24 protein-coding genes are annotated in these 25,752 nt (G+C 56.7%); 15 read left to right on the forward strand and 9 right to left on the reverse strand.

All coding sequences use genetic code 11. The features are described 5' to 3' along the window. Positions 1-27: 27 nt before the first annotated feature. Positions 28-2,019: a transketolase gene (tkt, locus tag RTN40_RS07345; protein ID WP_312227891.1), complete on the reverse strand. Its 1,992-nt coding sequence runs from the start codon at positions 2,017-2,019 to the stop codon at positions 28-30. A 278-nt stretch (positions 2,020-2,297) separates the two neighbouring features. Between tkt and RTN40_RS07350 the strand changes: the two genes are divergently transcribed. Then, a complete protein-coding gene (locus RTN40_RS07350) occupies positions 2,298-3,056 on the forward strand; it encodes a M48 family metallopeptidase (protein ID WP_312227892.1) in 759 nt (252 codons plus the stop codon). Between the two features lie 234 nt (positions 3,057-3,290). Continuing rightward, on the forward strand, positions 3,291-4,559 hold the full coding sequence (locus tag RTN40_RS07355; RefSeq protein WP_312227893.1) for an OprD family outer membrane porin: 1,269 nt from the start codon (positions 3,291-3,293) through the stop codon (positions 4,557-4,559). A gap of 55 nt (positions 4,560-4,614) precedes the next feature. On the opposite strand, the gene speB is transcribed toward RTN40_RS07355, so the two are convergent. The 4 genes from speB to RTN40_RS07375 all read right to left on the reverse strand — a co-directional run bounded on the left by speB (position 4,615) and on the right by RTN40_RS07375 (position 9,054). After that, positions 4,615-5,535: an agmatinase gene (gene speB / locus RTN40_RS07360; protein WP_312212997.1), complete on the reverse strand. Its 921-nt coding sequence runs from the start codon at positions 5,533-5,535 to the stop codon at positions 4,615-4,617. Positions 5,536-5,712: 177 nt separating this feature from the next. Continuing rightward, positions 5,713-6,528, reverse strand: a complete 816-nt coding sequence (locus RTN40_RS07365; protein WP_312227894.1) for a sugar phosphate isomerase/epimerase family protein — start codon at positions 6,526-6,528, stop codon at positions 5,713-5,715. Positions 6,529-6,577: 49 nt separating this feature from the next. Next, positions 6,578-7,861: an ABC transporter substrate-binding protein gene (locus tag RTN40_RS07370; protein WP_312227895.1), complete on the reverse strand. Its 1,284-nt coding sequence runs from the start codon at positions 7,859-7,861 to the stop codon at positions 6,578-6,580. Between the two features lie 14 nt (positions 7,862-7,875). Next, entirely contained in the window at positions 7,876-9,054 is a 1,179-nt protein-coding gene (locus tag RTN40_RS07375; protein ID WP_312227896.1) for an oligogalacturonate lyase family protein, read from the reverse strand. Between the two features lie 225 nt (positions 9,055-9,279). On the opposite strand from RTN40_RS07375, the gene RTN40_RS07380 reads away from it, so the two are divergent. Further along, positions 9,280-10,767: a hypothetical protein gene (locus tag RTN40_RS07380; RefSeq protein WP_312227897.1), complete on the forward strand. Its 1,488-nt coding sequence runs from the start codon at positions 9,280-9,282 to the stop codon at positions 10,765-10,767. Between the two features lie 206 nt (positions 10,768-10,973). Here RTN40_RS07380 and speA read toward each other — a convergent pair whose 3' ends face one another. Together speA and yqgB are read right to left on the reverse strand one after the other, a co-directional pair. Further along, positions 10,974-12,950, reverse strand: coding sequence for a biosynthetic arginine decarboxylase (speA, locus tag RTN40_RS07385; protein WP_312227898.1), 1,977 nt, complete (start codon positions 12,948-12,950; stop codon positions 10,974-10,976). A gap of 8 nt (positions 12,951-12,958) precedes the next feature. Then, entirely contained in the window at positions 12,959-13,090 is a 132-nt protein-coding gene (gene yqgB / locus RTN40_RS07390; protein WP_312227899.1) for an acid stress response protein YqgB, read from the reverse strand. Between the two features lie 582 nt (positions 13,091-13,672). On the opposite strand from yqgB, the gene metK reads away from it, so the two are divergent. Together metK and galP are read left to right on the forward strand one after the other, a co-directional pair. Beyond that, the gene (gene metK / locus RTN40_RS07395; RefSeq protein ID WP_103818452.1) at positions 13,673-14,827 is read left to right on the forward strand and encodes a methionine adenosyltransferase; all 1,155 of its coding nucleotides are present in this window, start codon (positions 13,673-13,675) and stop codon (positions 14,825-14,827) included. Positions 14,828-15,168: 341 nt separating this feature from the next. After that, positions 15,169-16,563 (forward strand): galactose/proton symporter, encoded by a 1,395-nt coding sequence (gene galP, locus RTN40_RS07400; RefSeq protein WP_312227900.1) that lies wholly within the window; start codon positions 15,169-15,171, stop codon positions 16,561-16,563. 51 nt (positions 16,564-16,614) lie between these two features. Here the strand turns inward: galP and hiuH are convergent, their stop codons facing one another. Beyond that, the gene (gene hiuH / locus RTN40_RS07405) at positions 16,615-17,025 is read right to left on the reverse strand and encodes a hydroxyisourate hydrolase (RefSeq protein WP_312227901.1); all 411 of its coding nucleotides are present in this window, start codon (positions 17,023-17,025) and stop codon (positions 16,615-16,617) included. A 134-nt stretch (positions 17,026-17,159) separates the two neighbouring features. On the opposite strand from hiuH, the gene hprR reads away from it, so the two are divergent. The 8 genes from hprR (at position 17,160) to ruvX (ending at position 23,432) form a co-directional block, all read left to right on the forward strand. Then, complete coding sequence (hprR, locus tag RTN40_RS07410; RefSeq protein WP_312227902.1) at positions 17,160-17,840, forward strand: response regulator transcription factor HprR; 681 nt, start codon at positions 17,160-17,162, stop codon at positions 17,838-17,840. A gap of 7 nt (positions 17,841-17,847) precedes the next feature. Continuing rightward, positions 17,848-19,185, forward strand: coding sequence for a heavy metal sensor histidine kinase (locus RTN40_RS07415; RefSeq protein WP_312227903.1), 1,338 nt, complete (start codon positions 17,848-17,850; stop codon positions 19,183-19,185). A 51-nt stretch (positions 19,186-19,236) separates the two neighbouring features. Next, positions 19,237-19,746 (forward strand): SprT family zinc-dependent metalloprotease, encoded by a 510-nt coding sequence (locus tag RTN40_RS07420; RefSeq protein WP_312227904.1) that lies wholly within the window; start codon positions 19,237-19,239, stop codon positions 19,744-19,746. 86 nt (positions 19,747-19,832) lie between these two features. Beyond that, positions 19,833-20,531 carry a deoxyribonuclease I gene (endA, locus tag RTN40_RS07425; protein WP_312227905.1) on the forward strand — a complete coding sequence of 233 codons (699 nt, stop codon included), beginning with the start codon at positions 19,833-19,835 and terminating at the stop codon, positions 20,529-20,531. Between the two features lie 77 nt (positions 20,532-20,608). After that, the gene (gene rsmE / locus RTN40_RS07430) at positions 20,609-21,340 is read left to right on the forward strand and encodes a 16S rRNA (uracil(1498)-N(3))-methyltransferase (protein ID WP_312227906.1); all 732 of its coding nucleotides are present in this window, start codon (positions 20,609-20,611) and stop codon (positions 21,338-21,340) included. Between the two features lie 31 nt (positions 21,341-21,371). Further along, the gene (gshB, locus tag RTN40_RS07435) at positions 21,372-22,319 is read left to right on the forward strand and encodes a glutathione synthase (RefSeq protein WP_312227907.1); all 948 of its coding nucleotides are present in this window, start codon (positions 21,372-21,374) and stop codon (positions 22,317-22,319) included. 133 nt (positions 22,320-22,452) lie between these two features. Next, on the forward strand, positions 22,453-23,016 hold the full coding sequence (locus tag RTN40_RS07440) for a YqgE/AlgH family protein (RefSeq protein WP_312227908.1): 564 nt from the start codon (positions 22,453-22,455) through the stop codon (positions 23,014-23,016). Further along, positions 23,016-23,432 carry a Holliday junction resolvase RuvX gene (gene ruvX / locus RTN40_RS07445; protein WP_312227909.1) on the forward strand — a complete coding sequence of 139 codons (417 nt, stop codon included), beginning with the start codon at positions 23,016-23,018 and terminating at the stop codon, positions 23,430-23,432. Before RTN40_RS07440 ends, ruvX begins: the two co-directional genes overlap by 1 nt. Here the strand turns inward: ruvX and RTN40_RS07450 are convergent. Beyond that, entirely contained in the window at positions 23,411-24,427 is a 1,017-nt protein-coding gene (locus tag RTN40_RS07450; protein WP_312227910.1) for a type IV pilus twitching motility protein PilT, read from the reverse strand. The genes ruvX and RTN40_RS07450 overlap by 22 nt on opposite strands. 19 nt (positions 24,428-24,446) lie before the next feature. Here RTN40_RS07450 and RTN40_RS07455 point away from each other — a divergent pair, with 19 nt between their 5' ends. Both RTN40_RS07455 and RTN40_RS07460 read left to right on the forward strand, forming a co-directional pair. After that, positions 24,447-25,151: a YggS family pyridoxal phosphate-dependent enzyme gene (locus tag RTN40_RS07455; RefSeq protein WP_312227911.1), complete on the forward strand. Its 705-nt coding sequence runs from the start codon at positions 24,447-24,449 to the stop codon at positions 25,149-25,151. An 18-nt stretch (positions 25,152-25,169) separates the two neighbouring features. Further along, positions 25,170-25,736: a YggT family protein gene (locus RTN40_RS07460; RefSeq protein ID WP_312213036.1), complete on the forward strand. Its 567-nt coding sequence runs from the start codon at positions 25,170-25,172 to the stop codon at positions 25,734-25,736. Positions 25,737-25,752: the final 16 nt, after the last annotated feature.

Raw genomic sequence — 25,752 nt, forward strand, 5'->3', positions numbered from 1 at the left:
AGCGCAGCGCCAGCGGGCGTTAGCGGATTACAGCAGCGCTTTCGCCTTGGCTACCACGTTTTCCACGGTGAAGCCGAACTCTTCAAACAGCTGCTCTGCCGGAGCAGATTCACCGAAGGTGGTCATCCCGACGATCGCGCCGTTCAGGCCGGTGTACTTGAACCAGAAGTCTGCAATACCCGCTTCGATGGCCACACGGGCAGAAACGGCTTTCGGCAGCACGGATTCGCGGTACGCCGCATCCTGTTTGTCGAATGCGTCGGTGGACGGCATGGAGACCACGCGCGCCTTCACGCCTTCGGCAATCAGCTGTTCCCATGCGCTCACTGCCAGCTCTACTTCCGAACCGGTGGCAATCAGGATCAGCTGCGGCTGTCCTTCGCTATCTTTCAGCACGTAGCCGCCGCGAGCGATGTCCGCCAGCTGCTGCTCGGTACGCTCCTGCTGAGCCAGGTTCTGGCGGGAGAGGATCAGCGCGGTCGGGCCGTCCTGACGCTCAACGCCGTATTTCCACGCCACCGCGGATTCAACCTGGTCACACGGACGCCAGGTGCTCATGTTCGGGGTCAGACGCAGGGAAGCGACCTGCTCTACCGGCTGGTGGGTCGGGCCGTCTTCGCCCAGACCGATGGAGTCGTGGGTGTAGACCAGCACCTGACGCTGCTTCATCAGCGCAGCCATACGCACCGCGTTACGGGCGTACTCAACGAACATCAGGAAGGTCGAGGTGTACGGCAGGAAGCCGCCGTGCAGGGCGATGCCGTTGGCAATCGCGGTCATACCGAACTCGCGCACGCCGTAGTGGATGTAGTTCCCGGCTGCATCTTCGTTGATGGCTTTAGAGCCAGACCAGATGGTCAGGTTCGACGGAGCCAGGTCAGCGGAGCCGCCAAGAAATTCCGGCAGCAGCGGGCCAAAGGCTTCGATAGCGTTCTGGGACGCTTTACGGCTGGCGATTTTGGACGGATTCGCCTGCAGCTTAGCAATAAATTCATTCGCTTTCGCGTCGAAGTCAGCTGGCATCTCACCGCTCATACGGCGGGTGAACTCGGCGGCTTCCTGCGGGAAGGCGTTGGCGTAGGCAGCGAACTTCTCGTTCCAGGCGTTCTCTTTTGCCGTGCCGACCTCTTTGGCATCCCACTGGGCGTAGATGTCAGATGGGATAACAAACGGCTCGTGTTTCCAGCCCAGCTGCTCGCGAGTCAGAACGATCTCTGCATCGCCCAGCGGCGCGCCGTGGGAGTCGTGAGTCCCGGCTTTGTTCGGAGAGCCGAAGCCGATAACGGTTTTGCACATCAGCAGGGACGGCTTGTCGGTAACGGACTGTGCTTCCTCAACGGCGCGCTTGATAGCGTCTGCGTCGTGACCATCCACGCCGCGCACGACGTGCCAGCCGTAGGCTTCAAAGCGTGCTGCGGTGTCATCGGTGAACCAGCCCTCAACGTGGCCGTCGATGGAGATGCCGTTGTCGTCATAGAACGCCACCAGCTTGCCGAGCTTCAGGGTACCAGCCAGGGAGCACACTTCGTGGGAGATGCCTTCCATCATGCAGCCGTCGCCAAGGAAAGCGTAGGTGTGGTGGTCAACAATGTCATGGCCCGGACGGTTAAACTGCGCGGCCAGGGTCTTCTCCGCAATCGCCATGCCCACGGCGTTGGCAATGCCCTGCCCCAGCGGACCGGTGGTGGTCTCAACGCCTGCGGTGTAACCCACTTCCGGGTGGCCCGGCGTTTTGGAGTGCAGCTGGCGGAAGTTCTTCAACTCTTCGATCGGCAGGTCGTAGCCGGAGAGGTGCAGCAGGCTGTAGATCAGCATTGAGCCGTGGCCGTTGGAGAGCACAAAACGGTCGCGGTTGGCCCATGCCGGGTTGACCGGGTTGTGGTTCAGGAAATCACGCCACAGGACTTCGGCGATGTCTGCCATACCCATTGGGGCACCCGGGTGACCGGATTTGGCTTTCTGTACCGCGTCCATGCTCAGCGCACGAATAGCATTGGCAAGCTCTTTACGTGAGGACATTTTGACTCCAGATCGGACTGTTAAAGGCCATGCCCGTAGCGACTTGACTACAGCGCAATATGGGCTACGCCGGAAAAAAGTGTCAACAATGTAACCCAAGCGGCTAGCCATGTACATGGAGCATCCTTTTGCCACTTCAGAAATCTCTGGAAGCCGCTCGCAGGTTGCGCAAACACTCGCCCACGGCTTGTGATTTTCTTTATACTCAGAGAAGGTTCCCGCCTCCCTGCGCCGGGAAGACCATTAAAATTATCAATATATTGATGCGGAAGATACCAATGAAAATTCGGCAAGCATTGCTCGCTCTGGGTGTGGCAGCGGCGTTATCCGGCTGCCAGAACATGGATTCAAACGGTTTATTAAGCTCGGGGGCAGAAGCGTTTCAAGCCTACTCCCTGAGCGATGCCCAGGTGAAAACGCTGAGCGACGAAGCCTGTAAAGAGATGGACAGCAAAGCCACGCTGGCGCCAGCCAACAGCGCGTATCGCCAGCGTCTGGACAAGATCGCTTCCGCGCTTGGCGACAACATTAACGGCCAGCCGGTGAACTACAACGTCTATATCACTAAAGACGTTAACGCCTTCGCGATGGCGAATGGCTGCATTCGCGTCTACAGCGGACTGATGGATATGATGAATGACAACGAGGTCGAGGCGGTTATCGGCCACGAAATGGGCCACGTTGCGCTCGGTCACGTGAAGCGCGGTATGCAGGTCGCGCTGGGCACCAACGCCGTGCGCGTTGCCGCTGCCTCAGCCGGTGGCATTGTAGGCAGCCTCTCCCAATCGCAGCTTGGCGATCTTGGCGAGAAGCTGGTGAACGCCCAGTTCTCCCAGCGGCAGGAAGCAGAAGCCGATGACTACTCCTACGATCTGCTGCGCAAGCGCGGCATCAACCCGTCAGGCTTAGCCACCAGCTTCGAGAAGCTGGCCCAGCAGGAAGCGGGTCGTCAAAGTACCATGTTTGACGATCACCCGGCATCCGAGGCCCGTGCGCAGCATATTCGGGATCGCATGGCGGCAGACGGCATTAAATAATTAATAACAGGAGGCGATATCGCCTCCTTATTATTTCGCATCAATTGCTAAATAAACCGCACATAACGGTAAATATAGCTTTCAATATAATTAGCGCTCTTCCATCGCCCGCTGCGCCTGCCTGTAAACCTTGATAGCTCTGGTGACATAATTATTGCAATGATTTATCATTCAGGTGAATATCGAACACGCAACAACACAATTTGATATTATCCAGAAAGAGAAGTTCCCCCCGTGAAAAAAGAGTTATCATTAATTGCATTAAGTTTATTCGCCGCTATTCCCGCCGTTGCCAGCCAACAATCCGACAGCAAGGGTTTTATTGACGACAGCCATTTAAATGTGCTTTTACGCAATGCGTATATTGGCCGGGATTATCAGCAGGGCGCGCAGGACAGGGCCGAATGGGGTCAGGGTATTATTGCCACCTATCAGTCTGGCTATACCGAAGGACTTATTGGTTTTGGCGTTGATGGTATTGCCCAGTATGGCGTGCGTCTGGACGGCGGCCGTGGCCGCAGCGGCGCAGGCGGCATCGACTTCTTCAAACAGGAAGATGACGGTCGTGCGAAGTCCGAACTGGCTAAGTTTGGTGCAACCGCAAAAATGCGTATCTCCAACACCATACTGAGCTACGGCACCCAGCGTCCTGAATTACCTATTATCAATTCCGACGCCTCTCGTCTGCTGTTTGAAACCTATACCGGCACCATGCTGAACTCGAAGGAGATCGACGGACTGGAGATTAACGCCGGTTACCTTACCGATGAACAGCGTAAAAGCGACGATCGCCACGACAGCGGCCTGAAGAGCCTCTCCTTCGGCGGCGCAAGCTACCAGTTCAACGACCAGCTCAGCGGCGCACTTTATGCTTCACACGTAGAAGATGTGCTGAATAAACAGTATCTGGGCCTGAACTTTAAGCAACCGTTCAGCACCGGGCAGCAGCTGGTACTCGATTTCAATGGCTATAACTCCCGTCTGGATCAGGGTTATGCTAACGAGCTTAACACCGGGCGTAGCAACAGCATCTGGAGCCTGGCAGCCAGCTATATCTGGGATATTCATACCTTCAAGGTGGCATATCAACAGAGCAGCGGCAGCACCGGCTATCACTACGGTAGCTATCGCGATCGGGGCGGCGTGGGCGACGGCGGCAACACCATCTGGCTGGCGAACTCCTACTGGTCCGATTTTAACGGCGAAGATGAACGCTCCTGGCAGGCCTCATACGGGCTGGATTTTGCCGGTCTCGGTTTACCGGGCCTGAGCTGGACTACCGCTTACGTGCGCGGCGATAACATCAAGACGCCTGACACCAGTAACGGTAAAGAGCACGAGTGGTTTAACCAGGTGCAGTACCAGGTGCAGGATGGCCCGGCTAAAGATCTGAAGCTGAAGCTGCGTTACTCTGTACTGCGCGTCTCCAGCAACGCCAGCGATTACAACGTGGGCGGCAACGAGATCCGCGCTTTCGTGGAATATCCGTTTAACGTCTTCTAAGGACAATAAAAAACCCTCTCACAGGAGAGGGTTTTTTTATCCCACAGCGAGAGGCTTATTCGCCTTTTTTCGCCGCCTGGATATAGAGCATCTCCAGCGCCAATGTCGCTGCGGCCAGGGCGGTAATCTCCGACTGGTCATATGCCGGCGCGACTTCCACCAGATCCATCCCCACGATGTCCAGATCCTGCAGGCCGCGCAGCAGCTTAATCGCGCGATCGGAGGTCAGGCCGCCAATTACCGGCGTACCGGTGCCCGGCGCGAAAGCCGGATCCAGGCAGTCGATATCAAACGTCAGGTAGACCGGCATGTCGCCAACGATCTGCTTCACCTGAGCGATGATGTCATCAACGCTACGATCGTTTACCTGGCAGGCATCCAGCACCGTAAAGCCGTTGTCTTTATCAAACTCGGTACGGATCCCGATCTGCACAGAGTGGTTCGGATCGATCAGACCTTCTTTCGGCGCGGTATAGAACATGGTGCCGTGATCGAACTCGCAGCCGTTGGAGTAGGTATCGGTGTGGGCATCGAAGTGCACCAGCGCCATCTTACCGAAGTGCTTCGCATGCGCGCGCAGCAGCGGCAGGGTGACAAAGTGGTCACCGCCGAAGGAGAGCATACGCTTGCCCGCCGCCAGCAGACGCTCGGCGTGGGCCTGAAGTTTTTCGCTCATCTCACGGGCGTCGCCAAAGGCGTAGACCAGGTCACCGCAGTCAACCACGTTCAGGCGCTCGCGCATGTCGAAGTTCCACGGGAAGCGGCAGTGCTCCCACGCCAGGTTGGTAGAGACCTGACGGATAGCGCCCGGACCCTGACGGCTACCGGAGCGTCCGGACGTCGCCATATCAAACGGCACACCGGTGATAACCCAGTCAGCATCGCTGTCGTACGGCTGGAAGTTCAGCGGCAGGCGTAAAAAACCAAATGCGTTAGATACCAGAGAGTTATCGTATTGATGACCTAAGGTGCTCATGGCTATGACCTCTTTTTCGTCGATAAAAAAACCCTTCCGCGTCGTTAGGCCCGACGAGGAAGGGTTTGAATGGGGTGACTGCTTGTCTGGGGCGGATTATCGCCGTTAATCTGTACCGGTTCAAGTAAGTCCAAAATAATCTGCCCATCACCCCTGCGTTTACGTTCGTATCGACGATTATAGCCCACGCAGATGGGTGATGAGCGGCCCGGCCTCCTCAATTAAGGTTTGCGTCGAGGGTGCGCAGAGACACTCCAGGGAGACCGCATGGTGATATCCGCTGTTTTTTAATGCCCGATAGATATCATCAATGGGAAGATGGCCATACCCCGGAAAGGCCCGGTTGGAGTCGGCGAAGTGGACGTGCTTCAGGCGCGATCCCAGCGTATCAATCGCTGCGGCAAAATCGCGATCTTCAATGTTGGCGTGGAAAATATCCCACAGCACGCCAACGTTTTCCGGCGCATCGCTAAGGGTTAAAAATTCCATCATATCCTCTGCGCTGTGCAGATGGGCCATTTCGTACCGGTTAAGCGCTTCAATAACCAGCGTCACCCCGCACTTCTGCGCCTGCTCAACGCAGGGCTGCATCGCCTCGGCCAGCTCGTGCATATACTGCGTTTTGCTCAAGGCGCGGTCCGTCGCCCGCAGAGAGCCAATTGTGACGTGGCTTGCCAACTGGGCGGCAACATCAATATGCTCAGAGAGCCGCTGCCGGGTGCGCTCGACAATAGCCCTGCCGCTGGCGAGCAGCGACAGACCGTCAAGCTTGCGAGCCTGGCCGGTGGCGATTGTGGTGCAGCCCAGCCCGTGATAGTCCAGGCGCTGTTTCAGCCTGGCGATATCAATCCCTTCGTAATCATTAATGCAGAGTTCGGCGGCATCAAAGCCGCTCTTCGCCAGCCAGGCCAGGCCCTGTTCCAGCTCATTCGCCGTAAATGGCGAAAAGAGCGTGTCATACCGGCACGTCAGCGTTGCGCTAAATCTGATCATAGGTCCACCCTGATAGCGTGGCCGGCACCCAGGGTCCCGGCCCGGTATGTTATTTCACTGCCTTACTTAGGATTCGGCTGGCATTACGGGGGAACTGCTCTGCTGCCTCTTTCACCGTCAGCTTGCCGTGGTCGATGTTCTCTATGGTGTTGCGCCACAGCTCCACGAATTTCGGATTATCAAAATGGGGCGAGGTGGGAATGGCATGGGGCAGCGCCAGCGAGGATTTAATCCCGGCCACGGTGATATTGTCCTCCTGAATAACCCCCTCCTCGCTCAGCTGCTGGTAAGCCTTTTTGCTCAGCGGCGTCCCACGCTCCAGCCCCATGGCTTTCACACCCTGGGGATCGTTCATCAGGAAGTCGATTAGCTTCGCGGCCTCCGCCGGGTGCTTCGTCGATTTACCGATGCTGAACATCATCGTCGGTTTGAAGAACAGCCCGGCATCCTTTGCCCCCGGCAGCATGAAGAACGGTCCCAGCTCCAGTGTGTCGTAAGGCGCGGTCAGGTTGTTTTCATACATCACGGCGTTGGTGTTCCACATATAGACGCCGCCCCACTTGCCCTGGATCCAGGGCTTCATTTCCCAGGTGTTGGTTTTGCCATAAGAGGTCAGCACCCGCATGGAGGGGAAAACATGGTTATCCACCAGATCCTTATAGATCTGGAAAAAAGCCTCCCACTGCTGCGGGGTATAGGTGAATTTTCCCGTGCTCTCATTGATGGCCGGAATGTTGTACTTCTGCACCATCCAGGACTGAACCAGCGTCAGCGACTCCATGTAGTCGAGAACCAGCGGGTATTTCTCTTTATCTTTTGCCTCAAAGGCTTTTCCGGCGGCCATCAGCTCTGTCCAGCTCTGTGGATAGCTGACGCCCATCTCTTCCCACAGCTTTTTGTTGTAGTAGAAGCTGCGGGCGGTGACCGCCACCGGCAGACCGTTCAGCTTGCCGTCTACCGTGGTGCTGCTGAGCGACTGCGGATCGTACTGCTGAAGATCGAGCACCGCTTTCTGTTTATAAAGGTCGTAAAAACCGTTACCGTCCTTTGAGAAGAGCGGCAGCCAGTTCCAGTTGGTCTGGATCACATCCGGCTCGTTCCCTCCGGCTATCTGCACCGTCAGGCGTGACAGGTAGCCTTCCCAGCCGGCGTACTCCGCTTTCACTTTGATATCGGGATACTTATCTTCAAACAGTTTTATGGCCTCCAGCGTGGCCTGGTGACGGCTGTTACCGCCCCACCATGAGATACGGATCTCCGCTGCCTGGGCAGCCGTCAGACAGGAGCACGCCAGCAAAAACGACGCGGCAACGGGGGCGATAAGCTTATGCATGAAAAGCTCCTTGTTTAGCTGTGGATCTGGCGTAAAACGTCTTCTGGAATTTCGGCCAGGTAGAGTGCTGGCTTGCCGTCTTTGTCGGTACTGAACAGAACCGCTTTCTCATCGGGAGTGAATGACGGATGCGGATGCGTCACCTGCCGGTCGCCGTCCAGCACCTGCCATGAGGAGCCGTGGCGGGCAATTTTGTGGGCCTGCTTGTTTTTTAAATCAAAGAGCCACAGCCAGGGATCGCTGGTGTCGCCATAGCCTGCGTTATCGGCGATATCAATGGGTACTCCGGAACCATCCCCGACCGCCAGCGATCCGCTGTCGTTGCTCATGACGTGTGAGCAGGGCGGCATCGCCATCAGGCGCTCATCTTCGCCGGTCTCACCGTCGATGCGGCAGAGATAGCGCACGGGGCTGTTTTTGACGTAGGTGACATACATCAGGGCAGATCCATCCGGCACCCAGAACTCATGCGTATAGCTCTCTCCCGGCGCAGGTTCCCGGGCCTTGCGGATGTTGCTGCCATCCTCATTCATCAGCCACATGCGGGCATCGACGCGATCGAGCGGCCCTTCGTGGCAGAAGGCCACGGTGTTGTCATCGAACGGTCGGTAGATGGGATGTCCCAGCCACTGGTTCTCCTCCAGCAGCGTCTCCCGCTCTCCGCTACGCAGGTCGATACGGATCACACGACAGCGCGGCTCTTCAGCATAGAACTCCTGAAAGACGGTCCAGTCGCTGATGGGCCGCCAGCTGTCGCGATGGATCTCTACGCCAACCAGCTTGTCGCAGGCGGAGTTTGCCACCCAGGTGCCATATCCTACCCACTCATCGGGCACACGGTATACCGCCTCCTCCTGTAAGGTCGCCAGGGTGACGCGCATTAAATTGCGTTCACCTTTGACATAATAGAGATAATGTTCATCGGGGGATAAAAAACCGCCAAAGGTATTATCCCCTGGCCCTTCGGTTAACTGCGTCGCTACGCCGGTAGCCAGGTCAAGTAAATAGTAATTACGATGGGTATCAAACTCGCCGGCAAAAATAAGCTTGTTGCCGCCGTCAATAAAGCACTTCTGATAAAAGTAATTACGGTGGCAAATAACATCCGTTGGCGTAAAACGAGTGACCTTCGCACCGGTATCTTCATCAATATAACGTTCATAGTTTAGTTGCAGCGTAGTACCTTTAGCCATACCTTCCTCTCATTGATACGCAATCAGCCCGGTCGCCTTCGAGCAGGCTCACACTTTCTGTTTTACTCAGGCCGCGATGTTTGACCTTTCACCACGCCGCCTCTAGCATTCCCGCTCAACGTTGGCTGCGGGATATGCGTAATGACAACAACGAAGCCTTATCTGTTAATGGAAATAAACTCCCCTGAAATATGGCGCTGGTCTTTTTTTGAAAAAACCGTGAGCATGGCGCAACGCTATGGCTTTCAGGGCATCGTTATTCATCAACAGTCGTTATTAGCCCGCCTGGCCGCACCGTCACCGCGCTGTCATAGCGCTGAGTTAATTAACCTGAAGCTTGTTCAGGAAAACGCGCTTATTTATCTGCAAAAAGCGGGAGAATATTTGCAGCAGCGCGGCTTACAATTTTGGTTACAGGGCGAAGCCACGCCCGATAGCCATGAGCTAAAAGCAAAGTTCCCGGAGTTTTTTCTCTCTGAAAATAGCGCCAGCGATTTTATTGACTATTTCTTTCAGCACAGCATTCCGCAGATGTTGGCCGCGCTGCCTGCCGTTCGCGGCTTGCGTCTTTCGCTATCGACTCCCGACGTCAGCAATGAACGCTGGAAAACGTCACTAAAAACGCTTTACCAGGGTATTCGTCAGCTGGGACGCCAGCTTATCCTGCGCGACTATCAGGACAAAACCTGGCCCCGGCAGATGCTGCGTATCGCCCTGGAAGCGCTTCCCGACGATGTCCGCGCTTCTGTTAAGGCCACCGAGCTTGATTACCGCCCGGGCTTTGCCAATAACCCTAACCTGCTTAACATTCACGGTAACCGGAAGTGGCTGGAGCTGGATCTCTGGGGCCTGGAGTATGGCTGGACCCTGCTCCCCTGCTACCTGCTGGAAGAGATCCATCAACGGCTCACCTGGCTTAGCCAGCACGCCGGTAGCGCTCCCGAGGCCATTTCCGTACGTATCGACTGGGAGTGGCTGCCGGATCTGGCCCTTTCTGACTCCCTCAATGAACTTAACCTCTCCGGCCTTTCCCGCCTGGTTAACGAGCCGGACGTCTCTTCGCGCCAGATTGTTAGCCACTGGCTGCAGCAGCGTGCCGCCATATCCGCTCACGATCTCAGCGCGATCGGCGATATTATCATTGCCAGCCATGAGTGGAGCTGTAAGACACCCAATCTGTTAGGCCGCGTGTTGCAGAGCCACAGTCGGCTCCCGGCGGATTTTACCCATGCGCTGCACCTGCTTCATCTTGATACCCGCAGCGCCAACTGGACACAGTCCTTTCAGCCTCTGATGCCCAGCGACGATCCCGACCTGGGTTATCAGCAGCGACAGCTGATTGAGCTGGAGATCCAGCGCAGCCGCTTTCTTGCCGACTACATGCATAGCCGCTCGCTTAAGCTGCTGCCCGATGCTCCGCTGGCGGGCGAAACCCGGCAAGCCATCAGCGGCAGCGTTGTCCGTGCCCTAAAGTACACCCAGATTTACAGCGCGTTCACCCAGGCGCTGACGCTCAAGCTCTGGCTGCGTAAATATGGGGAACAGGCGGATATCCGCTCCCAGTTCAATGCTGCCCTACACGAATTTAGCCGTCAGAATCGGGAGCTTACGGCGTGGTTTGAGCAGCACGGGGCGCAGCATCCGCTTGCCTTCGAAACGCTGCTCAATCCGCAGCGTATCGCGACCTTGATTGCCAGCCTGCAACACGATTAAGCGATGGGTTAAGCATGGCGGTACCACAGCGGGAAGTAAATTACGAGGGCTGGCAGAAAGAGGTCCGAAAGCCGGAGAATGGGAGAAAAAGCGAAGGCCATCACGACCTGGGAAGATTTCAGGTGATGCTGGTCACATTCTGACTGTAGAGTTTTGTGATCTTCATAGAAAAGCCCGGCAGCACTGAGGCCGCCGGGCAAACACGATTACTCGTCTTCGAGATAGGTGTAGCCGTAAAGCCCGGCTTCGAACTCTTCGAGGAACTGCTGCTGCAGCGCGTCGTCCAGCCCGGTCTGCTTCACCTGATCGCGGAAGTGGGTCAGCAGCGTGTTCGGATCGAGCTGCACGTACTCCAGCATATCCGCCACCGTGTCCCCTTCGTCGGATAGCTCTACCTCAACGCTGCCGTCGGGGAAGACAAAGACGTCAACCGCTTCGGTATCGCCAAACAGGTTGTGCATGTTGCCGAGGATCTCCTGATACGCGCCGACCATAAAGAAGCCCAGCAGCGGCGGGTTGTCAGGATCGTACTCCGGCATCGGCATCGTCGTGGCGATCCCGTCCCCGTCCACGTAGTGATCGATAGCCCCGTCGGAATCGCAGGTGATATCCAGCAGCACCGCACGACGCTCCGGCACCTGATCCAGACCCTCCAGCGGCAGCACCGGGAAGAGCTGGTCGATCCCCCACGCATCCGGCATCGACTGGAACAGCGAGAAGTTGACGTACATTTTGTCCGCCATCCGCTCCTGCAGCTCATCGATAATCGGACGGTGCGCGCGGTTGCTCGGATCGAGCTGCTTCTGCACTTCGTGGCACATATTCAGGTAGAGCTGCTCTGCCCAGGCGCGCTCCTGCAGGCTGAAGGCGCCGGAGGAGTAGCCGATATGAATATCGTGCAGATCCATCTGGCTGTCGTGCAACCACTCGCGCAGCGAGCGGCGGGTGCCTGGCTCGTGCATCTCCTGCCATGTCTCCCACATGCTTTGCAGCGCGCGCGGGGCATTGTCGGCTGGCGGCGTCGCTTTGGTATATTCGTTGCGCTCTACGCCGATAATGTTTGACACCAGTACGGTATGGTGCGCGGTGACGGCACGGCCGGACTCGGTGATCACCGTCGGGTGCGGCAGACCGTGCTCTTCGCAGGCGTCGCCAATGGCCCAGATAATGTTATTCGCATACTCGTTCAGGCCGTAGTTGACCGAACAGTCAGACTGGGAGCGGGTGCCCTCGTAGTCCACGCCCAGGCCACCGCCCACGTCAAAGCACTCGATATTGACGCCCAGCTTGTGCAGCTCAACGTAGAAACGGGCCGATTCACGCACGCCGGTAGCGATATCACGAATGTTGGCCATCTGCGAACCGAGGTGGAAGTGCAGGAGCTGAATGCTGTCGAGACGCCCGCGCTCGCGGAGGATCTCCACCAGCTGCAATACCTGGGTTGCTGCCAGACCGAACTTGGATTTTTCGCCGCCGGAGGACTGCCATTTGCCGGAGCCTTGCGAGGCCAGACGCGCCCGCACGCCAAGGCGTGGGATCACGTTCAGACGCTCGGCCTCTTCCAGCACGATGGCAACTTCAGACATCTTCTCAATGACCAGATAGACCTTGTGGCCCATCTTCTCACCGATCAGCGCCAGGCGAATATACTCCCGGTCCTTATAGCCGTTACAGACGATGACGCTGCGGGTCATGCCCGCGTGCGCCAGGACCGCCATCAGCTCGGCCTTCGAGCCGGCCTCAAGACCCAGCGGCTCGCCGGAGTGGATCAGGGATTCAATGACGCGGCGGTGCTGGTTAACCTTGATGGGGTAGACCAGAAAATAGTTGCCGTTATAGCCGTAGGACTCACGGGCGCGCTTGAACGCGGCGTTAATAGAGCGCAGACGGTGCTGCAGGATCTGCGGGAAGCAGAACAGCGCAGGCAGGCGTTGCCCCTGGGCCTCGCGGGCTTTCACCAGCTGAGCGAGGTCAACGCGCGCTTCCGGCACGTCAGGATCGGGGCAGACGGTGATATGGCCCAGCTCGTTGACGTCGTAATAGTTATTGCCCCACCAGGCAATATTGTATGTGCGCAGCATCTTACTGGCTTCCTGGGAGCTCATCGCTACCTCCTGCATGGAACGTAGTACACCTTGTTCGCCCGCTGACGAAGGCGAAACCGAAGAGATGTCGTCAGACATAGCGAACCTCAAATTGTATTAGTAAGTGTAAAACAGTTGACTACTATCGCGATTAGGAATGGCGATAACAACCCATAAACAGCCCGGTTATCCAGCGTATTATGCTGATACCAAAGCCGTGCGACCGGTTTCTTATTCATATCATTGTAAAACACGTATCCGAACTCTGTATGACAAGGTTCGGCGAAACCACGAGAAAACTCCTGAATTAACAAGAGCGCCCTTGTTCAGTTGTCACCAGGCGTAACCGGCCCGGGAGTCCTGAGAAGCGCCGAAATGGGTATAACATCGGCAGGTTTGCAGGGTAGATTTGCGGGTAGCGGGAAATGCGAGCACGCCAGAACGGCGCGGCAGATTTAGCGGTAAACAACGGTTCATTATTGGGTATCACCTCCACGCCAACCAGCTGGTTAGCGGCTGGTCCAGGTATACAAGCCGCGTGCGGCGTTTTATACCGATAACGGGGTGAAAAAGCAAAACAAAAAAGCCCGTTTTGCCGCGTGGATAGAGAAAGTTACGTCCTGAATTTCACCCATAGTGCGATGAATATCAAAAAATGCTGGAAACGGGGTTAAGAAGTGACCTAAAATAGCCGTCCAGATGTTAATCCATCCATACCGATTAACCCTCAGACCTCCGGTGCCATTTACCTGCACGCCTTGTTAAGGCTTATACAGGCACTGAGTCCGAGCTAACAAAATTTCCCCCAGGGTGAAGAGAACATGGCAAAACACCTTTTTACGTCCGAGTCAGTTTCCGAAGGGCATCCTGACAAAATTGCTGACCAGATCTCCGATGCGGTGCTGGATGCAATCCTTGAGCAGGATCCGAAAGCACGCGTGGCGTGTGAAACCTACGTTAAAACCGGCATGGTTTTAGTCGGCGGTGAGATCACCACCAGCGCATGGGTCGATATCGAAGAGATCACCCGTAACACCGTGCGTGAAATCGGCTATGTCCATTCAGATATGGGCTTTGACGCGAACTCCTGTGCGGTACTGAGCGCTATCGGTAAACAGTCTCCGGATATCAACCAGGGCGTTGACCGTGCCGATCCGCTGGAGCAGGGTGCAGGCGACCAGGGCCTGATGTTTGGCTATGCCACCAACGAAACCGACGTGCTGATGCCGGCGCCGATCACCTACGCTCACCGTCTGGTGCAGCGCCAGGCTGAAGTGCGTAAAAATGGCACCCTGCCGTGGCTGCGCCCGGATGCGAAGAGCCAGGTGACCTTCCAGTACGATGCAGGCAAAATTGTCGGCATTGACGCGGTAGTGCTCTCTACCCAGCATGCAGAAGATATTGACCAGAAATCGCTGCAGGAAGGCGTGATGGAAGAGATCATCAAGCCGATCCTGCCTGCCGAGTGGCTGAACAGCTCGACTAAATTCTTTATCAACCCGACCGGCCGCTTTGTTATCGGCGGCCCGATGGGTGACTGCGGCCTGACCGGACGTAAAATCATCGTTGATACCTACGGCGGCATGGCTCGTCACGGCGGCGGTGCGTTCTCCGGTAAAGATCCGTCGAAGGTTGACCGCTCTGCGGCCTACGCGGCGCGCTACGTGGCGAAGAACATCGTTGCTGCTGGCCTGGCTGACCGCTGTGAAATCCAGGTCTCCTACGCTATCGGCGTGGCCGAGCCAACCTCAATCATGGTGGAAACCTTCGGTACTGAGAAGATCGCTACCGAGCAGCTGACTCTGCTGGTACGTGAGTTCTTTGACCTGCGTCCGTACGGCCTGATCCAGATGCTGGATCTGCTGCACCCGATCTATAAAGAGACTGCCGCTTACGGTCACTTTGGTCGCGAACACTTCCCGTGGGAAAAAACCGACAAAGCAGACGTACTGCGCGAAGCCGCTGGCCTGAAATAAGCCCCCGCTTTCCCCTTCTCTTTAAGGCCAGCCTCGTGCTGGCCTTTTTTCTATCCCCTTTCTGATAACGATTACACGCATGATTCGCGGGTTTATTCCCCTAATTTGTGCGAAATGCCGCATAAGGTGGGTTTGTTACATAATATTTCGGTATAGTCTGAACCCCTTTACACAAGATTACGCTACTATTCATTAACTTTATGATTTGTATTGTTACTTTTTGGTGAACCTGCCTGAAACGAGTGTAACCGATTACACTGATGTGATTAGCCTCACATCTTTTTACGCAGCTCTAACCTAACCTTTTACCGTCAAAACTAATAACCCAACTGGAGGGCAGTATGCCTGACAATAAAAAATCGGGGCGCTCGAACAAGGCAATGACCTTCTTTGTCTGTTTTCTCGCCGCGCTGGCCGGATTGCTGTTCGGCCTTGATATCGGCGTCATTGCGGGCGCGCTGCCCTTTATCGCCGACGAATTTCAGATTAGTTCACACACGCAGGAGTGGGTCGTTAGCTCCATGATGTTTGGTGCTGCCGTCGGTGCCGTAGGCAGCGGCTGGCTCTCCTTCAAGCTGGGCCGTAAGAAGAGCCTGATGATTGGTGCGATCCTGTTTGTGATCGGCTCGCTCTTCTCAGCCGCTGCGCCCAACGTTGAGGTACTGATCCTCTCCCGCGTGCTGCTGGGTCTGGCGGTTGGCGTTGCCTCATACACCGCCCCGCTCTACCTGTCTGAGATCGCCCCGGAGAAGATCCGCGGCAGCATGATCTCGATGTATCAGCTGATGATCACCATCGGTATTCTGGGTGCCTACCTCTCTGATACCGCCTTTAGCTACAGCGGCGCATGGCGCTGGATGCTCGGCGTGATCATCATTCCGGCAATCCTGCTGCTGATTGGCGTCTTCTTCCTGCCGGACAGTCCGCGCTGGTTTGCCGCTAAACGTCGCTTCCACGACGCTGAGCGCGTGCTGCTCCGCCTGCGCGATACCAGCGCCGAAGCGAAGCACGAGCTGGATGAGATCCGTGAAAGCCTGCAGGTGAAGCAGAGCGGCTGGGCGCTGTTTAAAGAGAACAGCAACTTCCGCCGTGCGGTGTTCCTTGGCGTGCTGCTGCAGGTAATGCAGCAGTTCACCGGGATGAACGTCATCATGTACTACGCGCCGAAGATCTTTGAGCTGGCGGGTTACACCAATACTACCGAGCAGATGTGGGGGACGGTTATCGTTGGCCTGACCAACGTGCTGGCAACCTTTATCGCTATTGGGCTGGTTGACCGTTGGGGCCGTAAGCCGACCCTGGTGCTGGGCTTCCTGGTGATGGCTGCCGGTATGGGCATTCTGGGTACTATGATGCACATCGGCATTCACACCCCGACGGCGCAGTACTTTGCCGTCGCGATGCTGCTGATGTTTATCGTGGGCTTTGCGATGAGCGCCGGACCGCTGATCTGGGTACTGTGCTCTGAGATCCAGCCGCTGAAAGGGCGTGATTTTGGTATCACCTGCTCTACCGCGACCAACTGGATCGCCAATATGATCGTCGGTGCAACCTTCCTGACTATGCTCAACACCCTGGGCAACGCCAACACCTTCTGGGTCTACGGTGCGCTGAACGTGCTGTTCATTGTCCTGACCCTGTGGCTGGTGCCAGAAACCAAGCATGTTTCGCTGGAGCATATTGAACGTAATCTGATGAAAGGCCGCAAGCTGCGCGAGATTGGCGCAAGCAACTAACCTGATAAGCCTCCTCCCGCCTGGGGGGAGGCTTTTTTACTCTACCCGCCGTCAGCTTCCCCGATACGTTGAGTAACCATACGGACTTAACAGCAGAGGAACGTGATAGTGCTGATCCGTGTTGCTGATGTGAAATTCAACCGGGATCTCCGGGAAAAAGCTCTCCTGCTTTTTACTGTCAAACCAGGGTTTGGTTTTAAACGTCACGCGGTAATCACCGGGCTTCGCCTCCTGCTCTGGCCATAACGCCTTAATGCGGCCATCTTTATCCGTATAGCCACTGTTTAACTGTTGCCATCCGCTATTGCTTTTCTGCTCCAGCACCACTTCAACATGCTCGGCAGGTTTGCCGGTCTGCTGGTCGAGAATATGCACGCTCAGAATATTATTGGCAGCCGCCATGGCGAGAGGGGATGCAGAAATAACAGCGAGCATCGCTGCGGTCAGGATAGGCTTTTTCATGTGTCGCTCCGTGTTCAAGTAGGTACCTGAAATGTATATGACCCGAGCGGCGTTAACCTGACATTAGGATTACATTTTCGTCATCATTGATGATATTTCCCCACCTCACCTGACGCTTATGACATAGTGAATCCATGAAGATCCTACTTGTTGAAGATAATCAAAAAACCAGCGACTGGGTCAGTCAGGGACTGACCGAGGCGGGCTACGTCGTAGATACGGTAAGCGATGGCAGAAACGGCTTACGCCTCGCACTGCATGAACCCTACTCGCTGATTATTCTGGATATTATGCTGCCGGGCCTGGACGGTTGGCAGGTCTTGAAAGCGCTAAGAACGGCGCATCAGACACCGGTTATCTGCCTCACCGCCCGCGATGCGGTTGAAGACAGGGTAAAGGGGCTGGAACTGGGTGCCAATGACTATCTGGTTAAGCCTTTCTCATTTGCTGAGCTGCTGGCAAGAGTGCGCGCGCAGCTCAGAAACAATCCTGTTGCCCACACGCACCTGAAATCGAATGGGCTGGAGATGGACTCTATTAAACAGAGCGTCTCCAGGGATGGGAAAACCATCGTTTTAACCCGCAAGGAGTTTCTCCTGCTGTGGCTGCTGGTCTCAAGAGCTGGTGAAATTATTCCCAGAGCGCTCATTGCCAGCGAGGTGTGGGGCATTAATTTTGACAATGAAACTAACACGGTTGATGTCGCCATTCGTCGCCTGCGGGCAAAGGTTGACGATCCTTTCAATACAAAATTGATCGGCACCGTCAGAGGAATGGGCTACAGATTCGGGGCAGAGGAAAAGAGTGAAACCTGAGTTATCCATGACGTTACGTCTGACGTTATCATTTGTGCTGGTAATGGCATTAGCCTGCACCGGCGTCAGCTGGACGCTATACCGGGCGCTAAGCCACGAATTAACATGGCGGGATGATATCACGCTGATTAACCGGGCTGAGCAGATCAGGCAGCTGCTGCTGGATGGTGCTAAAGCAGAGAATCTCCCACTCTATTTTAACCGCATGATGAATACTCATCAGGATATTCTGCTCATCCACTCGCCCAACGCACAGACTATTTCCGTCAACCACACAGGCGTGGATCCCTCGCTGCTGGATGCATTACCTACGCTAAAAAAACCTGCGCTGGCGACAATCGCGAAACGCGATATTGCCGGTACAGAGCTGTCTGCAATACGCATCTCCGCGCTCAGCTATGACCAGCCTGTGACCATTACCGTCGCCAGACTGGCATCAGAGCGGCAATATATGCTGGAACAGTATCGCAATAACAGTATCGTCATCTGCCTTATCGCTATTCTGATCTGTTGTGCCCTCAGTCCGCTATTAATCAGACGTGGCCTGAACGCCATTCACGCACTCAGTCGGTTAACGGCGAATATAGACAGCCGCGGGCTTAGCCAGCCTTTAGATGAAAAAGCGCTGCCCGCTGAGCTGAAACCGCTGGGCAGTGCGTTAAATATTATGCGCCAGAAACTGGCTGACGATTTTACGCGGCTGAATCAGTTTGCTGACGATCTGGCTCATGAATTACGCACGCCGGTGAATATCCTGCTCGGCCATAATCAGGTGGTCTTAAGTAAAGAGCGCACCATTGATGAATATCAGCAGGCGCTGGCGAACAATATCGAAGAGCTTGAGGGTCTTTCTCGCCTGACGGAAAACATCCTTTTCCTCGCTCGCGCTGAGCATAATAATATTCTGCTGAAAAAAGAGGCGATCTCTGCTGCTGATACGATCGGTGATCTGATTGAGTTTCTGGAGTATGACGCAGATGAAAAAAATATCACCTTTGTCAACGCATGCGAGGGGACGCTTCAGGCCGACCGGATCTTACTCCAGCGCGTTTTGTTAAATTTGCTCAGCAATGCAGTCAGATACTCCCCGGAAAATGCCGTTATCCGGGTAGCTACACAGGTGAAAAATAGCGAAACAGTTGTTGAAGTGATCAATCCGGGGAACGAACTAGACGCGCCGGACAAGCTATTTAACCGTTTCTGGCGAGGCGATAACGCCCGACACTCATCCGGTTACGGCCTGGGACTATCGATGGTGAAAGCCATTATGGCGTTACATTCAGGCTCGGCAGAGTACCGTTTTGCCGACGGGTATCACCTCTTCTCCCTGCGTTTTCCAGCCTGAGCGCCGGGCGGCTGTTGCAGCGGTATTTTTTAGCGATTATCCTCTGCGGTTATGAAAACGCCACGAATCCCCATCGCCCTCCAGCAGGCCATTATGCGCAGCCTGCGTGACAAGCTTGCCCAGGCGAACCGTCATCTTGAACGTAGCTATCCTGAACCTACCCTCGTCTATCAGCAGCGCGGCGCGGCGGCGGGTACGGCCTGGCTTGCCAGCTATGAGATCCGGCTCAATCCGGTGCTGCTGCTGGAGAACCAGCAGGCGTTTATTGATGAGGTCGTGCCGCACGAGCTGGCCCACCTGCTGGTATGGAAACACTTTGGCCGCGTTGCGCCGCATGGCAAAGAGTGGAAGTGGATGATGGAGAGCGTGCTTGGCGTGCCTGCCCGTCGTACCCACCAGTTTGAGCTGGCTTCGGTACAACGGAACACCTGGCCTTACCGCTGCGCCTGCCAGCAGCATCAGCTAACCGTGCGCCGCCACAACCGCATTCTGCGTGGCGAAGCGGTCTACCGCTGCGTGCACTGTGGCGAGCCGCTGGTTGCCGAACCGGCACAAGCCTGAACGATCAAACCCTTTTGTGAACTGACTGATTGCATCTGAGAACCGCATTCGCTAGGGTGCGCCTACGTTATGCAATGGAGTTTGTCATGTTCCGCCCTCACCTTCTCACTCTTACCCTGCTGGCAGCCAGCCTCTCCCACACCGCGCTGGCCGAAGGTATCCACAGTTTCGCCCAGGCCAAGGCGGCAGGCGTGAAGATCAATGCCGACGCGCCGGGGGATTTCTACTGCGGCTGCACCATTATCTGGCAAGGCAAAAAGGGCGTTGTCGATCTCGCCTCCTGCGGCTACAAGGTGCGTAAAAATGCCAACCGCGCCAGCCGCATCGAGTGGGAACACGTGGTGCCCGCCTGGCAGTTTGGCCACCAGCGCCAGTGCTGGCAGGATGGCGGGCGCAAAAACTGCTCGAAAGATCCGATCTACCGCCAGATGGAGAGCGACATGCATAACCTGCAGCCCGCCGTTGGCGAGGTCAACGGCGATCGCGGCAACTTTATGTACAGCCAGTGGAACGGCGGCGAGGGCCAGTACGGCCAGTGCGACATGAAGGTCGACTTCAAAGAGAAGATGGCCGAACCGCCAGCCCGCGCCCGCGGCGCCATCGCCCGCATCTACTTCTATATGCGCGATCGCTACTCGCTGTCACTCTCCCGCCAGCAGACGCAGTTGTTTGAGGCCTGGAACAAGATCTATCCGGTCACGCCCTGGGAGTGCGAGCGCGACAGGCGGATCAATAAGGTTCAGGGCAACCCCAATCCCTACGTGCAGCGCGCTTGTCAGGGGTGAAAGAGCTACCTACACTAGCGGCATCTTGTTAACCGTGCGGCAGCCTTGCCGCACTCTCTATCCCGGACGATGTTTTCATGCGTAAACCCCGCATTTATCACCCTGAATCCCTTACCGTTGGCCAGCAGGTTGCACTGAGCGACGATGCAGCAAACCACGTTGGCCGCGTGCTGCGCATGGGCGCAGGCCAGGCATTGCAGCTTTTTGACGGCAGCAACCAGCTTTTTGAGGCGGAGATCCTGCGCGCTGATAAGAAGAGCGTGGTGGTCAATCTACTGTCAGGCGAGACTGACGATCGCGAGTCGCCGCTGCATATCCATCTCGGCCAGGTGATGTCCCGGGGCGAAAAGATGGAATTTACCATCCAGAAATCGATCGAACTGGGAGTAAGCCTCATTACGCCACTTTTTTCTGAGCGCTGCGGGGTTAAACTGGATCCTGAACGTCTGAACAAGAAGATCCAGCAGTGGCAGAAGATCGCCATTGCTGCCTGCGAGCAGTGTGGCCGCAACCGGATCCCGGAGATACGTCCGGCAATGGATCTGGAAGCCTGGTGCGCCGAGCCTGAGGATGGGCTAAAGCTGAACCTGCACCCGCGCGCCAGCGCCAGCATCAATACGCTGCCGCTGCCGGTTGAGCGCGTGCGGCTGCTGATTGGCCCGGAAGGCGGCCTGACGGCGAATGAGATCGCCATGACCGCACAGTATCAGTTTACTGATATTCTGTTAGGACCACGCGTCTTGCGCACTGAAACGACCGCGCTCACCGCCATTACCGCACTTCAGGTGCGTTTCGGTGATTTAGGGTAAAACTGGCTACAGGTTTAAACGGAGAAAGCGAATGATTAAGCTCGGCATTGTGATGGATCCCATCGCAAGCATTAACATCAAGAAAGACTCCAGCTTTGCCATGCTGCTGGAAGCGCAGCGTCGTGGCTACGAGCTGCACTATATGGAGATGGCGGATCTCTATCTGATTAACGGCCAGGCCCGCGCACGCACGCGCCTCCTGAGCGTAGAGCAGAACTACGACCAGTGGTATACGTTCAACGGCGAGCAGGATATCGAGCTGGCCGATCTTGACGTGGTGCTGATGCGTAAGGATCCGCCTTTTGATACCGAATTTGTCTATGCCACCTATATCCTCGAGCGCGCGGAAGAGAAAGGGACGCTGATCGTCAACAAGCCCCAGAGCCTGCGCGACTGCAACGAGAAGCTGTTCACCGCCTGGTTCCCGGAGCTGACCCCGGAAACGCTGGTCACCCGCAATAAGGCGCAGATTAAGGCGTTCTGGCAGAAGCATACCGACATCATCCTGAAACCGCTGGATGGCATGGGCGGCGCGTCTATTTTCCGCGTAAAAGAGGGCGATCCGAACCTCGGCGTGATTACCGAAACGCTGACCGAGCATGGTAGCCGTTACTGCATGGCGCAGAACTATCTGCCGGCGATCAAAGACGGCGACAAGCGCGTGCTGGTGGTCGATGGCGAACCCGTCCCATACTGCCTGGCGCGTATCCCGCAGGGCGGCGAAACCCGTGGCAATCTGGCCGCCGGGGGGCGTGGTGAACCGCGACCGTTAACCGACAGCGACTGGGATATCGCCCGTCGCGTCGCGCCTACCCTGAAGGCCAAAGGGCTGATCTTTGTCGGTCTTGATATCATTGGCGATCGCCTGACCGAGATCAACGTCACCAGCCCGACCTGCATCCGTGAAATCGAAGCGGAGTTCCCGGTCTCCATTACCGGCATGCTGATGGACGCCATCGAAAAGCGTCTCGGCCACTAAATTCAGCACGCCCGTAACGGCCTGTTTGCAGGTGAAAGACCCGGAATTGCGATCCACAGGGATAGCAAAGCTGGGGCTTTCACCGCATACTGGGTGCTTGTTGCTTTTTGAACCAGGAACAGAACCTCTGACAATGAATTTACAGCATCACTTTCTGATTGCCATGCCTGCTCTCCAGGATCCCTTCTTCCGCCGCGCCGTGGTCTATATCTGCGAATATAACGAAGATGGCGCGATGGGGATCATCATCAATAAGCCGCTGGAAAACCTGAAGGTCGAAGGGGTACTGGAGAAGCTTAAGATCAACCCAGAGGGGCGCGACCCGGCGATCCGTCTGGATAAACCGGTGCTGCTCGGCGGCCCGCTGGCGGAGGATCGCGGCTTTATCCTGCATACGCCGCCGGCGAAGTTCTCCTCAAGCATCCGCATCTCGGACAACACGGTGATCACCACCTCCCGGGACGTGCTGGAGACGCTGGGTACCGACGAGCAGCCCGCCGAGGTGCTGGTAGCGCTCGGCTACTCCTCATGGGAGAAGGGCCAGCTTGAGCAGGAGATCCTCGACAACGCATGGCTTACTGCCCCGGCGGATCAGAACATCCTGTTTAAGACGCCTATCGCTGACCGCTGGCGCGATGCGGCAAAGCTGATCGGCATCGATATCTCGACCATGCCCGGCGTAGCGGGACATGCCTGATGAGCGACACTCTGTTAGCCTTTGACTTCGGCACTAAAAGCATCGGCGTGGCGATTGGCCAGCGCGTAACCGGCACCGCCCGCCCGCTGGCGGCGCTGAAGGCGCAAAACGGCACCCCAGACTGGAACCTGATTGAGCGCCTGCTAAAAGAGTGGCAGCCCGATGAGGTCGTGGTCGGTCTGCCCCTGAATATGGACGGCAGCGAGCAGCTGCTTACCGCCCGGGCGCGCAACTTTGCCAATAAGATCCATGGCCGCTTCGGGGTGCGTATTGCTCTGCATGACGAGCGTCTGAGCACCGTTGAAGCCCGCTCCGGACTCTTCGCCCATGGCGGCTACCGGGCGCTGAACAAAGGCAGCGTAGACTCCGCCTCGGCGGTGATCATCCTCGAAAGCTACTTCGAACAGCACGCCTGATCCCCACCCTGCTCCCCCAGCCTCCCGGCAGCAACCCGCTGCTGGCGGCTCTGGCGGAAGGTTTGCATCCCTGCCTGCTGTCCGGTCTGCATCAGGCCAGGCAGCTGGTGCGTTTTACCGTCGCGTATCAGGTTCGCTACCGCCGGGGTATTAACCAGCAGCTCAAACAGCGCCACGCGCCCGCCCTGCTTATCTGCCTCCAGCTTTTGCGCCATCACTGCCTGCAGGCTGCCCGCCAGCTGGCTGCGCACCCAGGCTTTCTCCTCGGCAGGAAAGGTGTCGATTAGCCGCTCTATCGCCTGAGCTGCACCACGGGTATGCAGCGTCGCCAGCACCAGATGCCCGGTCTCAGCGGCGGTCAGCGCCAGACGTATGGTCTCGCCGTCGCGCAGCTCACCGATCAGGATCACATCCGGATCTTCACGCAGGGCGGCGCGTAGGCCATCAGCAAACGACGGGCAGTGCTGGCCTATCTCCCGCTGCTCAATCAGGCACTGCGCCCCCCGATGAACAAACTCTACCGGATCCTCGAGGGTCAAAATATGCCCTGCCAGGCGGTGGTTGAGGTAGTCCACCATCGCCGCCAGGGTCGTGGATTTACCGCTGCCGGTTGCGCCGGTGACCAGCACCAGCCCGCTGTCGCAGGCGAGGATCTGCTCCAGCGCAGGCGGGGCATCCAGGGCATAAAGCTTCGGACAGTCGTTGGGCAGCAGGCGCAGCGCCAGCGAGATGCCACGATGGTGCATAAAGGCGCTGGCCCGCAGCCGCTGCTGGTTTGCCAGCTCAAGGGCAAAGTCCACCTGCCGGTTGGCCCACCACTCACCCTGCTGCTCGTCGGTCAGCGCCTCGCGAAGGATCGCCTCAATGTCCGGAGGTGGAAACGGGGCATCTTCAAGCAGACCCTGCCTGCGCCAGCGCGGCGGCCAGGTGCTGCACAGGTGTAGATCCGAGACGTTATGCTTTACACTAAGGGCCACTATTTCTTCCATATCCATGATTAAGCCTCCGGGAAAGATGAACGATATCGCGCATAACCTGGCACAGGTCCGGGACAAAATCTCAGCCGCTGCGCTACGCTGCGGCCGTGCTTCAGAAGATGTTGCTCTGCTTGCAGTCAGCAAAACCAAACCTGCGAGCGCTGTCGCAGAGGCCATCGACGCCGGACAGCGCGCTTTTGGCGAAAACTATGTTCAGGAAGGGGTGGATAAGATTCGCCACTTTCAGGAGCAGGGAGTAACGGGGCTGGAATGGCACTTTATTGGACCTTTACAGTCCAACAAAAGCCGCCTGGTGGCCGAGCACTTTGACTGGTGTCATACCGTCGATCGCCTGCGCATTGCCAGCCGACTGAGCGACCAGCGCCCGGCCGGCATGCCGCCGCTTAACATCCTGATTCAAATCAATATTAGCGATGAAGAGAGCAAGTCTGGTATTCCGCTTGCCGAGCTGGATGCTCTTGCCGCGCAGGTGGCAGCGCTGCCGGGCATCTGCCTGCGTGGGCTGATGTCGATCCCCGCCCCCGTGTCAACTTATGAAAGGCAGTTTGCGGTGGCACGGCAAATGGCTGTAGCATTTGACGCGCTTAAATTGCGCTACCCGACGGTAGATACGCTCTCTCTGGGGATGAGCGACGATATGGAAGCCGCCATCGCGGCGGGCAGCACCCTGGTACGCATCGGCACCGCCATATTTGGTGCTCGTGACTATACAAAAAATTAAGGAAAACTGAGGAACGCCATGAAGACGTTGACTTTCCTGCTCTCAACGGTAATTGAGCTTTATACGATGGTGCTGCTGTTACGGGTCTGGATGCAGTGGGCCCGCGTGGATTTTTATAACCCTTTCTCACAGTTTATCGTGAAGATCACCCAGCCGGTGGTGGGGCCGCTGCGCCGCATTATTCCGGCCATGGGCCCGCTCGACAGCGCTTCGGTGCTGCTGGCGCTTGTCCTCTGCGTGCTGAAGGCTATCGTGCTGTTTATGGTGGTGACCTTCCAGCCGATCATCTGGATTGCCGCCGTGCTGATCCTGCTGAAAACCATCGGCCAGCTGATCTTCTGGGTGCTGCTGCTGATGGCGATCATGAGCTGGGTCAGCCAGGGACGTAGCCCGGTTGAGTTTGTGCTGATGCAGCTCGCCGATCCGCTGCTGCGCCCTATCCGCCGTCTGCTGCCCTCCATGGGTGGGATCGATTTCTCGCCGATGATCCTGGTTCTGCTGCTCTATGTGATTAACATGGGGATCGCCGAGCTGTTGCAGGGCACGGGGAATATGCTGCTGCCGGGGCTGTGGATGGCGCTCTAAGCGCCGCCTGCCGTGG

The sequence above is a fragment of the Pseudescherichia sp. genome (assembly GCF_031987975.1).
Classification (GTDB): Bacteria; Pseudomonadota; Gammaproteobacteria; order Enterobacterales; family Enterobacteriaceae; genus Pseudescherichia.

Excerpts from the sequence above, each read along its gene's own strand:
- tkt (WP_312227891.1), bottom strand. The coding sequence starts at position 2,019 with ATGTCCTCACGTAAAGAGCTTGCCAATGCTATTCGTGCGCTGAGCATG.
- RTN40_RS07350 (WP_312227892.1), top strand. The coding sequence starts at position 2,298 with ATGAAAATTCGGCAAGCATTGCTCGCTCTGGGTGTGGCAGCGGCGTTA.
- speB (WP_312212997.1), bottom strand. The coding sequence starts at position 5,535 with ATGAGCACCTTAGGTCATCAATACGATAACTCTCTGGTATCTAACGCA.
- RTN40_RS07365 (WP_312227894.1), bottom strand. The coding sequence starts at position 6,528 with ATGATCAGATTTAGCGCAACGCTGACGTGCCGGTATGACACGCTCTTT.
- RTN40_RS07370 (WP_312227895.1), bottom strand. The coding sequence starts at position 7,861 with ATGCATAAGCTTATCGCCCCCGTTGCCGCGTCGTTTTTGCTGGCGTGC.
- RTN40_RS07375 (WP_312227896.1), bottom strand. The coding sequence starts at position 9,054 with ATGGCTAAAGGTACTACGCTGCAACTAAACTATGAACGTTATATTGAT.
- RTN40_RS07380 (WP_312227897.1), top strand. The coding sequence starts at position 9,280 with ATGGCGCAACGCTATGGCTTTCAGGGCATCGTTATTCATCAACAGTCG.
- speA (WP_312227898.1), bottom strand. The coding sequence starts at position 12,950 with ATGTCTGACGACATCTCTTCGGTTTCGCCTTCGTCAGCGGGCGAACAA.
- yqgB (WP_312227899.1), bottom strand. The coding sequence starts at position 13,090 with ATGAATAAGAAACCGGTCGCACGGCTTTGGTATCAGCATAATACGCTG.
- metK (WP_103818452.1), top strand. The coding sequence starts at position 13,673 with ATGGCAAAACACCTTTTTACGTCCGAGTCAGTTTCCGAAGGGCATCCT.
- galP (WP_312227900.1), top strand. The coding sequence starts at position 15,169 with ATGCCTGACAATAAAAAATCGGGGCGCTCGAACAAGGCAATGACCTTC.
- hiuH (WP_312227901.1), bottom strand. The coding sequence starts at position 17,025 with ATGAAAAAGCCTATCCTGACCGCAGCGATGCTCGCTGTTATTTCTGCA.
- hprR (WP_312227902.1), top strand. The coding sequence starts at position 17,160 with ATGAAGATCCTACTTGTTGAAGATAATCAAAAAACCAGCGACTGGGTC.
- RTN40_RS07415 (WP_312227903.1), top strand. The coding sequence starts at position 17,848 with ATGACGTTACGTCTGACGTTATCATTTGTGCTGGTAATGGCATTAGCC.
- RTN40_RS07420 (WP_312227904.1), top strand. The coding sequence starts at position 19,237 with ATGAAAACGCCACGAATCCCCATCGCCCTCCAGCAGGCCATTATGCGC.
- endA (WP_312227905.1), top strand. The coding sequence starts at position 19,833 with ATGTTCCGCCCTCACCTTCTCACTCTTACCCTGCTGGCAGCCAGCCTC.
- rsmE (WP_312227906.1), top strand. The coding sequence starts at position 20,609 with ATGCGTAAACCCCGCATTTATCACCCTGAATCCCTTACCGTTGGCCAG.
- gshB (WP_312227907.1), top strand. The coding sequence starts at position 21,372 with ATGATTAAGCTCGGCATTGTGATGGATCCCATCGCAAGCATTAACATC.
- RTN40_RS07440 (WP_312227908.1), top strand. The coding sequence starts at position 22,453 with ATGAATTTACAGCATCACTTTCTGATTGCCATGCCTGCTCTCCAGGAT.
- ruvX (WP_312227909.1), top strand. The coding sequence starts at position 23,016 with ATGAGCGACACTCTGTTAGCCTTTGACTTCGGCACTAAAAGCATCGGC.
- RTN40_RS07450 (WP_312227910.1), bottom strand. The coding sequence starts at position 24,427 with ATGGATATGGAAGAAATAGTGGCCCTTAGTGTAAAGCATAACGTCTCG.
- RTN40_RS07455 (WP_312227911.1), top strand. The coding sequence starts at position 24,447 with ATGAACGATATCGCGCATAACCTGGCACAGGTCCGGGACAAAATCTCA.
- RTN40_RS07460 (WP_312213036.1), top strand. The coding sequence starts at position 25,170 with ATGAAGACGTTGACTTTCCTGCTCTCAACGGTAATTGAGCTTTATACG.